This window comes from Rhodoferax sp. LS1P39, assembly GCF_056521425.1.
The window spans coordinates 131530-146391 of record NZ_JBWMAV010000004.1 but is presented as its reverse complement, the minus strand read 5'-3'; the positions used below and the strand labels follow the sequence as shown (position 1 = coordinate 146391).

At 67.0% G+C, this 14862-nt stretch carries 11 protein-coding genes and 1 riboswitch; of the genes, 4 read left to right on the top strand and 7 right to left on the bottom strand.

Going from position 1 to position 14862, the window contains the following annotated elements:
• The first annotated feature begins 74 nt into the window (after positions 1-74).
• From AC097O_RS09335 to AC097O_RS09320, 4 genes are all read left to right on the top strand, one after another.
• Positions 75-1004: a LysR family transcriptional regulator gene (locus AC097O_RS09335; protein ID WP_479592527.1), complete on the top strand. Its 930-nt coding sequence runs from the start codon at positions 75-77 to the stop codon at positions 1002-1004.
• A 142-nt stretch (positions 1005-1146) separates the two neighbouring features.
• Positions 1147-2571 carry an FAD-dependent tricarballylate dehydrogenase TcuA gene (gene tcuA, locus AC097O_RS09330; RefSeq protein ID WP_479592526.1) on the top strand — a complete coding sequence of 475 codons (1425 nt, stop codon included), beginning with the start codon at positions 1147-1149 and terminating at the stop codon, positions 2569-2571.
• Positions 2558-3754 (top strand): tricarballylate utilization 4Fe-4S protein TcuB, encoded by a 1197-nt coding sequence (gene tcuB, locus AC097O_RS09325; RefSeq protein WP_479592525.1) that lies wholly within the window; start codon positions 2558-2560, stop codon positions 3752-3754. The genes tcuA and tcuB overlap by 14 nt, the downstream gene beginning before the upstream one ends.
• A 30-nt stretch (positions 3755-3784) precedes the next feature.
• The gene (locus AC097O_RS09320) at positions 3785-4762 is read left to right on the top strand and encodes a Bug family tripartite tricarboxylate transporter substrate binding protein (RefSeq protein WP_479592524.1); all 978 of its coding nucleotides are present in this window, start codon (positions 3785-3787) and stop codon (positions 4760-4762) included.
• On the opposite strand, the gene atzF is transcribed toward AC097O_RS09320, so the two are convergent.
• The 7 genes from atzF to AC097O_RS09285 all read right to left on the bottom strand — a co-directional run bounded on the left by atzF (position 4755) and on the right by AC097O_RS09285 (position 14415).
• Positions 4755-6563, bottom strand: coding sequence for an allophanate hydrolase (gene atzF / locus AC097O_RS09315; RefSeq protein WP_479592523.1), 1809 nt, complete (start codon positions 6561-6563; stop codon positions 4755-4757). The genes AC097O_RS09320 and atzF overlap by 8 nt on opposite strands.
• Positions 6560-10171 (bottom strand): urea carboxylase, encoded by a 3612-nt coding sequence (gene uca / locus AC097O_RS09310; protein ID WP_479592522.1) that lies wholly within the window; start codon positions 10169-10171, stop codon positions 6560-6562. Before uca ends, atzF begins: the two co-directional genes overlap by 4 nt.
• A 214-nt stretch (positions 10172-10385) precedes the next feature.
• A complete protein-coding gene (locus tag AC097O_RS09305) occupies positions 10386-11039 on the bottom strand; it encodes an urea amidolyase associated protein UAAP2 (RefSeq protein WP_479592521.1) in 654 nt (217 codons plus the stop codon).
• A complete protein-coding gene (locus AC097O_RS09300; RefSeq protein ID WP_479592520.1) occupies positions 11036-11770 on the bottom strand; it encodes an urea amidolyase associated protein UAAP1 in 735 nt (244 codons plus the stop codon). The genes AC097O_RS09305 and AC097O_RS09300 overlap by 4 nt, the downstream gene beginning before the upstream one ends.
• Positions 11767-12600, bottom strand: a complete 834-nt coding sequence (locus AC097O_RS09295) for an ABC transporter ATP-binding protein (RefSeq protein WP_479592519.1) — start codon at positions 12598-12600, stop codon at positions 11767-11769. Before AC097O_RS09295 ends, AC097O_RS09300 begins: the two co-directional genes overlap by 4 nt.
• Positions 12601-12612: 12 nt before the next feature.
• Positions 12613-13404 carry an ABC transporter permease gene (locus AC097O_RS09290; RefSeq protein ID WP_479592518.1) on the bottom strand — a complete coding sequence of 264 codons (792 nt, stop codon included), beginning with the start codon at positions 13402-13404 and terminating at the stop codon, positions 12613-12615.
• Between the two features lie 9 nt (positions 13405-13413).
• A complete protein-coding gene (locus AC097O_RS09285) occupies positions 13414-14415 on the bottom strand; it encodes an ABC transporter substrate-binding protein (protein ID WP_479592517.1) in 1002 nt (333 codons plus the stop codon).
• A 55-nt stretch (positions 14416-14470) separates the two neighbouring features.
• A riboswitch (guanidine-I (ykkC/yxkD leader) is annotated at positions 14471-14589 on the bottom strand.
• Positions 14590-14862: the final 273 nt, after the last annotated feature.

Below are 14862 nucleotides of genomic sequence, written 5' to 3'. Positions count from 1 at the left end.
AATACACTGCGGTTCGTTCTGCGGCCTGCCCTGGCCTTACGATAGGCATCTACCCACACCCACGCCACCGCCCCATGGAACTCCGCCAGCTCCGTTATTTCGTCAAGGTCTGCGAGCTGCGCAGCATGGGCCGTGCCGCCGTGGAGCTGGGCGTGGTGACCTCGGCGCTGAGCCAACAGATCAGCCGACTGGAGGGCGAACTCAGCACCCGGCTGCTGCAGCGCGCCAGCACCGGCGTCAGCCCCACCGACGCGGGCGTGGCCTTTTTGCAGCAGGCCCAGCTCACGCTGCGGCATGCGGACGAGGCGGTGCGCGCGGCACAGCAGGCGCGCCTGTCTGGCCACGTGAGCGTGGGCCTGGCACCCACCACCGCCTCGGTGCTCGGCCTGCCGCTGATGCTGGCGATGCGGGCGCGGTACCCGGACGTGCGGCTGCACCTGGTGGAGTCGCTGTCAGGCAACCTGGCCAGCATGCTGCAGGCGCGCCAGCTCGACCTGGCCGTGCTGTTCGAAACCACCACGCCGCGCCGCTGGAGCATCGAGCCCCTGCTGGACGAAAAGCTGTTTGTGCTGGCCGCCACCGATCTGGCCCAGCGGCCCACGGGTGCCAAGGTGCGGCTGGCCCAGCTCGCGGGTCTGCCGCTGATCATGCCCAGCGCCGACCACGGCCTGCGCGCCACGCTCACCACCGCCTTTGCCCGCGCACGCATCACGCCCCACGTGGTGGCCGAAATCGACGGCCTGGCGCTGCTGATGGACGCGGTGCGCGCTGGCATGGGGGCCACCATCCAGCCCGGTGCCGCCATCGCCCGGCAACCCGCCGAAGGGGTGCACAGCAGCCAGATCACCGATGCCCATGTGGGGCGGCGCAACCTGCTGGTCAGCCTGTCGGACGACGAACTGTCGCCTGCCGCCCTGGCCACCCGGGTGGTGATGGCCGACACCGCACGCACCCTGGTACGCGAAGGGCGCTGGCTCGGCGCAAGTCTTCTCGAACAAGACTGACGCAAGTTCCCCGTGTAAGCCCGAAGGGCGATACAGGGGCGCTGCGCAAGTCTTCTCGAAAACTGAACACCTGTTGCCTGATCCGGCCTTTCGCCGCAAGGGCCGTCTGCCTACAGTCTCCTGACCCCCAAGGAGATCCAAAGTGCGTAATGAACAGGTAGATGTATTGGTAGTAGGCGGCGGCAATGCCGCCCTCTGCGCCGCGCTGATGGCGCGCGAGGCCGGTGCCAGCGTGCTGCTGCTCGAAGCCGCCCCCAAGGCCTGGCGCGGCGGCAATTCGCAGCACACCCGCAACCTGCGCTGCATGCACGACGCGCCGCAGGACGTGCTGGTCGATGCCTACCCCGAAGAAGAATACTGGCAGGACCTGCTCAAGGTGACCGGCGGCCTGACCGACGAGCACCTGGCCCGGCTGGTGATACGCGCCTCGTCGAACTGCCGCGACTGGATGCGCCGCCACGGCGTGCACTTCCAACCGCCGCTCTCGGGCGCACTCCACGTGGCGCGCACCAATGCCTTTTTCATGGGTGGCGGCAAGGCGCTGGTCAACGCCTACTACCGCAGCGCCGAACGCCTGGGCGTGCAGATCCGTTACGACACGCCGGTGGCCTCGGTCGAGTGCATTGGTGAGCGCTTCACCGCCGTGCACACCGAAGCGGGCGAACGCATCACCGCACGCAGCTGCGTGCTGGCCGCCGGTGGCTTCGAGTCCAACCGCGCCTGGCTGCGCGAAGCCTGGGGCCAGAACGAACGCGGCGAATGGCCGGCCGACAACTTCCTGGTGCGCGGCACCCGCTTCAACCAGGGTGTGCTGCTCAAGCAGCTAATCGATGCCGGAGCCGACACCATTGGCGACCCGTCGCAGGGCCACATGGTGGCCATCGATGCCCGGGCCCCGCTGTTTGATGGTGGCATCTGCACCCGCATCGACTGTGTGTCGCTGGGCGTGGTGGTGAACCGCGAGGCCCGGCGCTTCTACGACGAGGGCGAGGATTTCTGGCCCAAGCGCTACGCCATCTGGGGGCGGCTGGTGGCGCAGCAGCCGGGCCAGGTGGCCTACTCCATCATCGACCAGAAGGCCGTGGGCCGCTTCATGCCGCCGGTGTTCCCCGGCACCACCGCCGACACCCTGCAAGGGCTGGCACAGCAGCTCGGGCTGGACGAAGCCACCTTTCTGCACACCATTGCCGACTACAACGCCGCCTGCCAGGTGGGCCAGTTCGACCACACCGCGCTGGACGACTGCCGCACCGAAGGCCTGGCACCCGCCAAGACCCACTGGGCTCGGCCCATCGACACCGCGCCCTTCTACGCCTACCCGCTGCGCCCCGGCATCACCTTCACCTACCTGGGCCTGAAGGTAGACGACACCACTGCCGTGCGCTTTGGCAACCGGCCCAGCCCCAACCTCTTCGTGGCCGGGGAAATGATGGCTGGCAACGTGCTCGGCAAGGGCTACACAGCCGGTGTGGGCATGAGCATCGGCACCGCCTTCGGCCGCATCGCAGGCACCCAAGCGGCTGCCGCCGCCTTACAACAGAAGGAGACCCCCCATGCAAACGCTTGAAGCCCTGGCACGCGAGGCCGTGTCGCTCGCACAAGGCCCGCAAGAAGGCCCGCGCCGTGTCATTCCCATCCTCTCCAGCGCAGAGGCCGAGGTCGGGCGGCAGATGCAGATCTGCAACGCCTGCCGCTACTGCGAGGGCTTTTGCGCCGTGTTCCCGGCCATGACCCGGCGGCTCGAATTTGGCAAGGCCGACATCCACTTTCTGGCCAACCTCTGCCACAACTGCGGTGCCTGCCTGCATGCCTGCCAGTACGCGCCGCCGCACGAATTTGCAGTAAACGTGCCGCAGGCCATGGCCGAAGTGCGTGGCCAGACATATGTGGACTACGCCTGGCCGCCCGCGCTCGGCGTGCTCTACCAGCGCAACGGCCTCACGCTGTCGCTGGCCCTGGCGGCAGCGCTGGCGCTGTTTTTGGCACTGGCTGTGGCCATGAAAGGCAGCCTGTGGGGCAGCGCGCCCGGCGACAACTTCTACAGCGTGTTTCCGCACAACCTGCTGGTGGGCCTGTTCGCCCCGGTGTTCGGGTTCGCCACGCTGGCACTGGCCATGGGCGTGCGGCGCTTCTGGCGCGACATCACCCCCGCCACCAGCGGCGCACCGCTGAATGCCCCGGCTGCCGCCGAAGCCACCGATGCGGTGATGCGCCTCAAGTACCTGGACGGCGGCCATGGCGACGGCTGCCACAACGCGGACGACGCGTACACACTGGCCCGTCGGCGCTTCCACCACCTCACCTTCTACGGTTTCCTGCTGTGCTTCGCCGCCACCAGCGTGGCCACGCTCTACCACTACGCCTTCGGCTGGGCCGCGCCCTACGCCCTGCCCAGCCTGCCCAAGCTGCTGGGTGTGGCCGGAGGCATCAGCCTGGTGCTGGGCACCGCCGGGCTGTGGCGGCTGAACCGCCAGCGCCATCCATTGCACGGCGATGCAAAACAAAAGCCGATGGACCTGGGCTTCATCGCCCTGCTGTTCCTCACCAGCGCCAGCGGCCTGGCCCTGTGGCTGGGCAGCGGCACCCCCGCCCTGGCCCTGCTGCTGTGCCTGCACCTGGGCGCGGTGATGGCCTTGTTTGCCACCCTGCCCTACGGGAAGTTCGGCCACGGCATCTTCCGCAGCGCCGCTCTGCTGCGCCATGCCGTGGAAAAGCGCCTGCCCAACCCCATCGGCCTGGGTGCCGAGTGAATCCCAACAACCCAACGGAGACCCCCAAAAATGAACCCACAACACTTTCTGCGCGCCACGGCCACATGTGCCGCCGCCCTGTGCCTGGCGACCCCAGCACCGGCCCAAGACTTCCCACCCAAGAAACCCGTCACCCTGGTGGTCGGCTTCGCCGCCGGGGGCGCGGCCGATGCGGCGGCGCGCCTGATCGCCCGCAAGCTCGGCGAGGACATCGGCCAGACCGTCATCATCGACAACAAGGCCGGTGCCGGGGGCAACATCGCGCACCAATTTGTGGCCAACGGGACGGCAGACGGCTCAATGCTGCTGTTTGGCTCCATCGGCCCGCTGACCATCGCACCGCACGTGATGAAGGTCAGCTACGACCCCTTCAAGGACCTGGCTGCCATCTCGGGCGGGGTGAACTTTCCGAATGTGCTGGTGGTGCACAAGGGCCTGGGTGTGAAGACCCTGGCCGAGTTTGTGGCCCTGGCCAAGAAAAAGCCCGGCAGCATCGACTTCGCCTCGACCGGGGCTGGATCGGCCTCGCACCTGGCCGGGGAGCTGTTCAGCCAGCGCGCGGGCATTGACATGGTGCACGTGCCCTACAAAGGCGGCGCACCGGCCCTGCAGGATCTGCTGGGCGAACGCATCGCCTCGTATTTTTCGGCACCGCCCACCGCGCTGCCCCACGTCGAAGCGGGCAAGCTCATCCCCCTGGCCACCACCGGCCTGGCCCGCCCGGCCTACATGCCCACCATTCCTACGGTGGCCGAGTCGGGCTACCCCGGCTTCGAGGCCCTGAACTGGTACGCCTTCGTGGCACCTGGCAAAACGCCGGTGGCCATTCTGGAGCGCTGGAACCAGGCCATCGTCAAGGTGCTGGCCGACCCCGGCGTGAAGCAGGCCCTGGACAAGCACGGCCTGACCCCGCAGCCCACCACCCGCGCCGAACTCACCGACTTCATGCGGAAAGAAGATGCCAAGTGGAGCGCCATCGTGCGTGACCGCAAGATCACGGCTAACTGAGGGTGGCCGCTTTGTACGCCCGCCAGCCGCCACACGCCGTGATGTCCTGCGCGCCTTCCAATCCTGAAGGCTCGCAGATGAAGCCCGCCACCGTGCTGCCATCGGCCAGCAGCGTGCGGCCAATGCCCAAGGGCGCGGGAATGCCGTCCACAAAGCTGCCGAACTGCGCGCCGGGCAGCTCCCACACCTCCACCTCGATCGCGACACCGTCCTCCGCCACACGGACCAGGCCGGGGCGTTTGCCGTCGGGCAAGGCGTAGAGGCGGTAGACGGGCGCGGTGGTGGTGCACTGCACCCGGCGGGCACCGCGGCTGGTGAGCTGGTGGTTCAGCGGCTGGCCTTGCAGGTGGGCACCGCAGACGGCTACGCGGATCTGGCCGGAGGGGATGGCGGGCGCAGTGTCAAACGGCACCGCCGTGTGGCCCGTGGCCCCCAGCATGGCCGCCTTGCCCTGCAGGCGGTGCTGCCAGCGCTGGGCCAGGTGCAGCAGCGGCTGGTCCTGGTGGGCCGGGGCAACCAAGGTGATGCCGAACGGCAGGCCGTCGGCCCGAAAGCCTGCGGGCACGGCGATGGCGGCGTAGTCCAGCAGGTTCACGAAGTTGGTGTACAGGCCGAAGTCGCTGTTGCGGGCAATCGGCTCGGCCAGCATCGTGGCGATGCGGTGGATAGTGGGTGATGTGGGCAGCAGCATGCAGTCGATACCGGCCCACACAGCGGCGCAGCGCAGGGCCAGGGCGCGCAGGCGGTACTGCGCGGCAAAGGCATCGGCGGCCAACGGCTGCGCACCGCCCAGGGTGATCTCACGGGTCACCGGAAACAGGGCCTCGGGCTGCGCATCGATGAAGGCGCGGATGGCCTGGTAGCGTTCTGCGACCCAGGGGCCTTCGTAGAGCAGGCGGGCGGTCTCGAAGAAGGGGGCAAAGTCGATCTCCACCAGCTCCGCGCCCAGGGCCAGCGCGTGGGCGCGGGCGGCCTCGAAGCACTGGGCGTAGCCGCTGTCGCCCAGAAACTGCAACTGGTCGGCGCGTGGCACGCCCAGGCGCGGATGTTCGGCCCGGCCAAAGTCGAAGCCGTGCGGCTGCGCCGGGCGGGCATAGGCATCCTGCGCGTCATAGCCCTGGGCCACGGCGAACACCTGCTGCGCGTCATCTGCCGTCAACGCAAAGATGGACACCGCGTCCAGCGAGCGGCAGGCGGGCACCACGCCGCTGGTGGACAGCAGGCCCAGGCTGGGTTTGAGGCCCACCAGGTGGTTGAAACCCGCTGGCACGCGGCCCGAACCGGCGGTGTCGGTGCCCAGCGAGAAGCCCACATGCCCCAAAGCGACCGACACGGCCGAACCCGCGCTGGAGCCGCCCGACACGTAGTCCGCATCAAACGCGTTGTGGCAGGCCCCGTACGGCGAGCGCGTGCCATTCAGGCCGGTGGCGAACTGGTCCAGGTTGGTCTTGCCGATGGCAATGGCCCCCGCGTCCAGCAAGCGCTGCACCACGAAGGCGCTGGTGGCGGGCGTGTAGGCGTAGGCCGGGCAACCGGCGGTGGTGGGCACCCCGGCCAGGTCGATGTTGTCCTTGATGGCAAAGGGCACGCCCCACAGGGGCAGGCCCTCGGGGCCGCGGTCCATCAAAGCCTGCGCCTGGGCACGCAAGGTGGCTGCGTCGATGCGGTGGATCCAGGCGGTATGCGGGTCGTCGCCAATCGCCTGGACCACGTGGTCGATCACCTGCAGCGGGGTCAGGCTGCCGTCGCGGTACGCCTGTTGCAACGCGCCTAGGCTGAGGGAAATAGTTGTCTTGTTCATGCTTGCGCTTCCTGGATCACCACCACGTTTTGCCCCGCCGCCACGGCTCCACCTTCGCGGCAGGCCATGCGCCACACCGTGCCGGCACAGGGCGCGGCCACGGTGAACTCCATCTTCATTGACTCGATGACCAGCAGGGCATCGCCTTCGGCCACGGTGTCGCCCTCGGCCACCAGCAGTTTCCACACGCTGCCGGGCACGGCGCTGGCCACGCTGCGCGCGCCGGGGGGTAGGTCGTCTGGCGACGTGGCGGCCTCCAGCACCTCGACCTCGCCCACGTACTCGGCCTGGCCTGCCACGCGCCAGCGCTCGCGCTCTGCCTCGAAGGCCTGGCCTTGCAGGGCGCGGAAGGCGGCGATGTCGTTGGCGTTGTCGGCCAGAAAGCTTCTGTAGTCGTGCAGACTGAACGTGCCCTCCTCCACCCGCAGCGGGTAACGCCCGGCGGGGAAGTCGCGGCGGATTTGCAGCAGCTCGGCCTCGCCCACCGGGTAGAAGCGGATCTGGTCAAAGAAGCGCAGCAGCCAGGGCTTGCCGGACTCGAACGCCGGGGCTCCGCTGCTCGCATCGCGCCAGCGGTTCCACATCTGCAGCGTGCGGCCCACGAATTGGTAGCCGCCCGGGCCTTCCATGCCGTAGACGCACATGTAGGCGCCGCCGATGCCCACCGCGTTCTCGGGGGTCCAGGTGCGGGCCGGGTTGTACTTGGTGGTGACTAGGCGGTGCCGTGGGTCCAGCGGCGTGGCCACGGGTGCGCCCAGGTACACGTCGCCCAGGCCCAGCACCAGGTAGCGCGCCTCGAACACGGTGCTCTGCACCTCGGCGATGCTCTCCAGCCCGTTGATGCGGCGGATGAACTCGATGTTGCTGGGGCACCAGGGCGCGTCGGGGCGCACGGACTGCATGTATTTTTCGATGGCCAGCCGGGTGGCGCTGTCGTCCCAGCTCAGCGGCAGGTAGACGGTGCGGGATGGCACGACCAGATCATCGGTATCACCCAAAGCATCATCTGCTACAAAAATCGCAGCTATCAGCGCCGATGCGGTAATCGCTAGAGGCTCAAAATGTATCTGAAGAGAGCGGATGCCGGGGGTCAAATCCACGATACCCGGCAGCATTTGCGCCTGCAGGGATTGCATCAGGCCGTGCACCCGCAGGCGCAGCGCAATGTCCAGCACCGCGTCGCCCAGCTCCACCAGCACATAACGGTCCCCCGCCTGGCGCAGCACCAGGGCCGGGCGTTCGCCCTGCGCGTCGCGCCGGGCCAGGATGGGCGAACCGACCGCATCGCTGCGCTGCGGGATGGCGGGCGGATTCCAGGCCAGGTCGGCAATGCGGCGCTCTTGCGCGGCGTGCAGGGCCAGGGCTTCTTGGGCGGTGACGCAGCGGAAACGCACCGTATCGCCGGGGCGCAGTTGGCCCATCTTCCAGCGCTCGCTGGCCAGCACCACGGCCGGGCAGACAAAGCCGCCCAGGCTGGGGCCGTCGGGGCCCAGGATGACGGGCATGTCGCCGGTGAAGTCGATGGCACCGATGGCGTAGGCGTTGTCGTGGATGTTGGACGGGTGCAGCCCCGCCTCGCCGCCGTCGCGCCGCGCCCATTGGGGCTTGGGACCGATGAGGCGCACGCCGGTACGGCTGGAGTTGTAGTGCACCTGCCAGTCGGTGCCGAAGAACATCTGGACATCGCCATCGGTGAAGAAATCGGGCGCGCCGTGCGGGCCGTAGAGTACGGCGATGTCCCAGTGGCTTTGGTACTCGGGCACCACCTCGGCGGGCAAGGCGGCCAGCGGTGCATCGACTGCATCCGAGCCGATATGCAGCATGTCGCCCACCCGCAGTGTGCGGCCTGCGTGGCCGCCGAACTGGCCCAGGGTGAAGGTGGCGCGGCTGCCCAGGTACAGCGGCACGTCCAGCCCGCCGCGCAGCGCCAGGTAGCTGCGTGCGCCTGCGCCCTGCACCGCGCCGAGCTTGAGCACGCTGCCCGCCTTGACCGTGTGCGACTGCCACAGCGCCAGCGGCACGCCGTCCACGCTGACGGCCATGGCCGCGCCACAGACCGCTATCACCGTATCGGCATGGAAACGCAGGCTGGGGCCGCTGAGCGTGCATTCGAGTGCCGCCGCATCCGGGGCGTTGCCGACCAGGCGGTTCGCCAGGCGCATGGCCAGGTCGTCCATCGGGCCGCTGGGTGGCACGCCCACCGCCCAGTAACCCACGCGGCCCGGGTGGTCTTGCACGGTGGTCTGCACACCGGCATCCAGCACCTCCAGCGCCTGCGGCTGGTAGTGCAGATCGGCCAGGCTGCGGGTGACCATCAAGCCATCCACAAACACCGGGTCGGCCACGACAGTGCGCAGGTAACGCAGATTGGTTTCTATGCCCGCCAGCCGGGTGGCGGCCAGGGCGGCCTGCAGCTTGGCGACGGCATCGGCGCGGTCGCTGCCGGTCACGATGAGCTTGGCGATCATCGGGTCGTAATTCGGCGGCACTTCACTGCCGGTGGCGACCCAGGTTTCAATGCGTGCGTCGGATGGAAACACCACCTCGATCAAGCCGCCCGCGCAGGGCTGGAAGTTGCGTGCCGGGTCTTCGGCGTAGAGGCGCACCTGGATGGACGCGCCGTGTGGCGCGGGCACCTCTAGCGCGAAGTCGTCGCCGCGCGCCAAGCGCAGCATCCAGGCCACCAGGTCCACGCCCGTCACCTGCTCGGTCACGCCGTGCTCTACCTGCAGGCGGGTGTTGACCTCCAGGAAATAGAAAGCCCCGGTGTCGGCATCCAGCACGTATTCCACGGTACCGGCGCTGCGGTAGTTGACCGCTTCGGCCAGGCGCACGGCAGTCTGCTGCAGGGCGGTGCGGGTGGCTTCGGACAGGCCGGGCGCAGGGGTCTCTTCGATCACCTTCTGGTTGCGGCGCTGGGCCGAGCAGTCGCGCTCGCCCAGAGAAACCACCCGGCCCTGGCCGTCGCCGAAGAGCTGCACTTCGATGTGGCGGGCACGCTCGACAAACTTCTCCAGGAACAGGCCCGCGTCCTTGAAGTTGGCCTGGGCCAAGCGCTGCACGGCCTCGAAGGCCGGGGCCATCTCAGCATCGCTGCGGATCAGCCGCATGCCAATGCCGCCGCCGCCCGCCGTGCTTTTGAGCATCACCGGGTAGCCGATGCGCGCCGCCTCGCTCTGCGCCTGGGCCAGGTCGGCCAGCAGGCCGCTGCCGGGCAGCAGGGGCACGCCCTGGGCCTCGGCCAGCGCGCGGGCGGTGTGCTTCAGGCCAAAGGCCCGCATCTGCGTCGGTGTGGGGCCGACGAAGGCGATGCCTGCGTCTTCACAGGCCTGGGCGAAGTCGGGGTTTTCCGACAAAAAGCCGTAGCCGGGGTGGATGGCCCCCGCGCCCGTGGCCCGGGCCGCGTCCAGGATGCGCTGCGGGTCCAGGTAGCTTTGGGCAGCCGGTGCCGGGCCGATGCAGACGCTGGCATCGGCCAGGGCCACATGCAGCGAATCGGCATCGGCCTCGGAGTGCACGGCCACCGAGCGCAGGCCCAGGGCCTTGAGGCTGCGGATCACGCGGCAGGCGATGGCGCCGCGGTTGGCGATCAAAACGGTATCGAACATGGTGTCCTTTGGCTCACCCCCAGGCTCCAGTGCTGCGCACTTTCCGCCACCCCCCTTGCAGGGGGCGATACCAGTGGCCCGGCAAAGCCGGTTCCACGGTATCCCTGGCGGAATGTGTCTCGCCCTCAACCAGAGTGAGTCGTTGAAAATTTAAGAAAAATCGGCATCCCGTACTGATGGAACCAGCACGAGCAGCTACGAATTCAATAGCACATCAGTTCCACACCAGCAGCCGTATCGGCGTAGGGTTGTACCCATTGCAGGGGTTGTTCAGCTGCGGGCAGTTGGATATCAGCACCACCACGTCCATCTCGGCCCGCAACTCCACGTACTTGCCTGCGCCCGAGATGCCGTCCTCGAAGCTGAGGCGGCCTTCGGGCGTGACGGGCACGTTCATGAAGAAGTTGATGTTGGGCGCAATGTCGCGCTTGCCCAAACCCAGCGCCCCGGCCTCGTGGCAATGGCACAGGGCGTGCATGAAGCTGTCGCGGCAACTGTGCATGGGGCGTTTGTCGAGCGCGTAGCGCACGGTGTTGCTCTCGCTGGAGCAGGCACCACCCAGGGTGTCGTGGCGGCCACAGGTGTCTGCGGTGATGGTGAGCATGACCCGGCCTACGCTGGAGTACAGCTTGGAGCCCAGGCCCAGGTAGAGCTGGCCGTTGCGGGCGATGGTGTCGGCGGCGCTGTAGCGCTCTTCTGCGTTGGCCGCGCTGTAGAACAGGGTGTCTACCGCCTGGTTGCCTTCCAGGTCGAGGATGCGCAGAGTCTGCCCGGCGTAGACGGTGGCCATCCACGGATCGCCTGCCAGGCAGGTCTGGTCGAGCACGGCGTGGGCGGGGTTGAGTGGGCTTTCCAGTAATTTGCTCACAGTGTGACCCCGCAATAGCGTTCGGTGTTGGTAAAGGCGCGGCCGTTTTGCGCGCACTGGGTGCGGCAGGCATCGTCGGCGGCGACGGGGTCGGCGCGGTAGGCGCTGAGTTGCACGTCGGCGGGGGCGTAGACCGGATTCGCGTCCAGCGGGTGCGGCGCGCTGCTGAGCACCACCAGGGTGTCCATTTCAAAACGCAGGTCCACGTGGCTGCCCGCCAGGCTGTGGCCGGGCACGTGGCTGAGGGCACCGTCGGCATCGGGCACCACCTTGCTGAAGAAGTTAACGCAGGGCACCAGGTCGCGTGCGCCCAGGCCCCACTTGGCCAGCTCGATGAGCAGGTTGTCGCGGCCATTGCGGTGCATGGCGTTGCGGTGCTGCTGGTAGCGCTTGTCGCCGAACTTGGCACGCACCATGGCCGCGTCGCTCACGCCGCACCAGGTGTCGTGCCAGCCCAGGCTGTCGGTGGTGATGGAGCAGAGCACGCGGCCCATGTCCGACTGGCAGACAAGGCCTGCGGTCAAGAAGGCGGTGTGTTGAGATTTGAGGGTGTCGGGCATGTTGTAACGCTCCAGCGACTGCTCGGCGTTGAAGAACAGCGCGGATACGTTCGCGCCGCCTGTTAAGTCGGTGAGGCGCAGGGCCGTGCCACGGCGCAAGCGGCCAGACCAGTGGTTGCCGCCGGGGAGGTCTTCCTCCCACTGCAGTTTGTTGGCAGGAATGGGGGTCATACAGGGGTCCTTTCTTCGGCCATTTGCGTGAGTTTTTGCAGTTGGTCCAGGTCGGTTTTCATGCCGGAGGTTTCGCGGATGCGGTCCAGCAACTGGCGTTTGAGGCGTACAAACTCGGGGGCGAGCTTCATGTCCTGTTCGCGCTTGGGCGGCAGCGGCACTTCGTAGACCGAGTCGATGCGGCCCGGGCGCGGGGCCATCAGCACCACGCGGTGGCCGAGGTAGATAGCCTCTTCCACGTCGTGGGTCACGAAGACGATGGTGGTGCGCTCCAGGCGGTGCACGTGCAGGATCAGGTCGTGCATCACCTCGCGAGTTTGCGCGTCCAGCGCGCCAAAGGGTTCGTCCATCAGCAGGATCTGCGGCTTACCCATGAGGGCACGGGCAATTGCCACCCGCTGCTGCATGCCGCCCGAGAGCTGGTTCGGGTAGGCGCTGGCCGAGGCCGTCAGCCCCATGAGCTGCAACAGTGCGTCGGCCCGGCCCGAGGCGGCCTCCACGTCGGCGCTGCTGCGGTTCTGGGTATGGGCGCTGAGCTGGCGGCAGAAGCGGATGTTTTCCGACACCCGCAGCCAGGGGTAGAGGCTGTAGTGCTGGAACACCATGGCCCGGTCTTGCCCCGGCCCGGTGATCGCGGCACCGTTGACCAGCACGTCGCCCTTGCTGTGCGTTTCCAGCCCCGCCAGGGTGCGCAGCAGCGTGGACTTGCCGCAGCCGGACGCGCCCACCAGGGTGACAAACTCGTTGTCGGCAATGCCCAGGTTCACGTCGTTTAAAGCCGTGGTCTGGCCAAAATACTTCCAGACGTTTTTGCATTCGATTTTGTTCATGGCATTCCCTTGTTAGCGTCCGTGCATCCAGGGGAAAGCCTTGCGGTGCAGCAGGCGAAACAGCTGGTCGATGGCCAGGCCAATGCAGCCGATCAGCAAAATCCCGGCAAAGATCTTGTCGGTTTGCAAAAAGCGCTGGGCCTTCAAAATGGCAAAGCCCAGGCCCGAGTTGGCCGCCACCAGCTCGGCGACGACCAGGTAGGTCCAGGCCCAGCCCATGGTGATGCGCAAGGTGTCCAGCAGCGCCGGTTTGGCCGACGGCAAGATCACCTTCTCCAGCACCTCGCGCCGGGTCGCACCCATGGTTTGCGCGGCCTCGATCTGTGCCATGGGCACGCGGCGCACGTCCTCGGCAACCATCAACACCATCTGGAAAAACGTGCCGATAAAGATGATGGCCACCTTGGCCCCCTCGTCGATGCCCACCCACAGCATTACCAGCGGGATAAAGGCCACCGCAGGCATGTAGCGGATGAAGTCGGTCAGCGGCTCCAGCAGCGCCTGCACCGCGCGCCAGCTGCCAATGAACAGGCCCAGCGGCAGCGCCAGCAGAGCCGACAGCGCCCAGCCGGTAACCACCCGCAAGGTGCTGATGGCGGCGTCTCCCAGCAGGTCGTCTTCCACCGCCCAGGTAAACACCCGCTCCACCACCTTTTGCGGGCCGGGCAGAAACACCGGGTTCACCCCGGCAAACGCACTCAGCAGCGCCCAGCCCAGCAGCGGAACCACCAGGCCGATGAGCGCCAGTGCCCCGTAGCTGCGACGCGGGATCGCCAGCCGTATAAACCACAGCTTGGTCCACATGGCCGCGCCTTACTTCAGCGCATCCTGCACCAGCGTGCCATCCAGGCCCTTGGCGGCATCGGGCTTGCCTTCGATCAGCTTGTACTTTGTCAAAAAGGCCGTAATGGTGGGTGCGGTGCTGGCCAGCGACAGGGCACTTTTGGCATCAAACGCCTGGGTGTTGGCGGCTGCGTCAAAGAACTTGGTGCCGGGCAGGAACACCGCGTATTCCTCGGGCGACATGCTCACCACCTTGGACATGATCTTGGCCGCCTCGGCGGGCTGCTCGCGGATGAACTTCTCGGTCTCGAACCAGGCCTTGATCATGCCCACCAGTTCTTTGCGCTTGGTCTGGATGGCCTTGTCTTGCGCCACCAGCAGGTCGGGCACCAGGCCGGGCATGTCCTTGGAGGTGAACAAGGCCTTGCCCTTGCCGCTCTTTTCGATCTGGTTCACCCAGGGGTTCCACAGCACGGCGGCATCCACTTTGCCGCTGATGAAGGCGGCCGCGGCATCGCCTGCGGACAGGTTGACGATTTTCACGTCGCCCAATTGCATGCCGTTCTTGGCCAGCGCCGTGGCCAGCACAAAGTGCGAAATGCTGAACTGCTCCAGCGCCACTTTCTTGCCCTTGAGCTGGGCGAACGAGGTGATCTTGGGGCCGACCATCAGCGCGTCGTTGCCCGCAGAGTTGTCGTTGACCAGAATGGCCTTCAGCGGCAGGCCCTTGGCCAGCGGGCCCAGGGTGTCGGACCAGGTTTGCGAGTTGGCATCCAGCTGGCCCGACGACAGCGCGCCGATGGAGTCGGTGTAGTTGGCAAACCAGACCAGCTTCACATCGGCCCCGTTCTTCTTGAAGAAGCCCTTTTGCTCGGCCACATACCAGGCCACCCAGCCCGGCCAGTCGGACACGCCCACCTTGATTTCGGCGGCAGCGGGCGTGGTGATGCCAGCCGCAGCCACACCCACCAGCAAAGCGCCGACGACATTGCGTTTAAAAGCACGGGAAATCGAAAAGAAAGAAGAAGACATGGCAAGACTCCAGGTTGAAGGACGAATGCGGGAGACCACCTCGATTACGAAGTGAACCTCCCGGGCTTTTGTCCCGCCGTGGAGCCTGCAGTGGTATGGGCCGCTGCTGGCCGACTGCTCTCGGACCAGACACCGCCTGAAGATCAGACGGCCGGAACCCTAGCGGTCATTTGTAGAAGCAATCCAGTGTGGCTGCCCCCGCGCTGGGGGTGCATGCAAATTCGATGCCAGGGCTTGGAAGATGGGTTTTCAGAGGGAAAGGCGCTGTAGCAGTGTGGGCGGTGGGCTTGCCCGTGCACCGAACCTGCGCGGCAGCGGGCACGCCCGTGGTGCCTGGGTGCCATTGCGGTGCGGATTGGCAAGATTTGCTATGGTTTAGGGAGCTGCTTGCGCTGGTGTGATAAGCACATAGGGCTATTTTTATGCTGGGAAATTTTGGGCATTTTG

Excerpts from the sequence above, each read along its gene's own strand:
- AC097O_RS09335 (WP_479592527.1), top strand. The coding sequence starts at position 75 with ATGGAACTCCGCCAGCTCCGTTATTTCGTCAAGGTCTGCGAGCTGCGC.
- tcuB (WP_479592525.1), top strand. The coding sequence starts at position 2,558 with ATGCAAACGCTTGAAGCCCTGGCACGCGAGGCCGTGTCGCTCGCACAA.
- AC097O_RS09320 (WP_479592524.1), top strand. The coding sequence starts at position 3,785 with ATGAACCCACAACACTTTCTGCGCGCCACGGCCACATGTGCCGCCGCC.
- atzF (WP_479592523.1), bottom strand. The coding sequence starts at position 6,563 with ATGAACAAGACAACTATTTCCCTCAGCCTAGGCGCGTTGCAACAGGCG.
- uca (WP_479592522.1), bottom strand. The coding sequence starts at position 10,171 with ATGTTCGATACCGTTTTGATCGCCAACCGCGGCGCCATCGCCTGCCGC.
- AC097O_RS09300 (WP_479592520.1), bottom strand. The coding sequence starts at position 11,770 with ATGACCCCCATTCCTGCCAACAAACTGCAGTGGGAGGAAGACCTCCCC.
- AC097O_RS09295 (WP_479592519.1), bottom strand. The coding sequence starts at position 12,600 with ATGAACAAAATCGAATGCAAAAACGTCTGGAAGTATTTTGGCCAGACC.
- AC097O_RS09290 (WP_479592518.1), bottom strand. The coding sequence starts at position 13,404 with ATGTGGACCAAGCTGTGGTTTATACGGCTGGCGATCCCGCGTCGCAGC.
- AC097O_RS09285 (WP_479592517.1), bottom strand. The coding sequence starts at position 14,415 with ATGTCTTCTTCTTTCTTTTCGATTTCCCGTGCTTTTAAACGCAATGTC.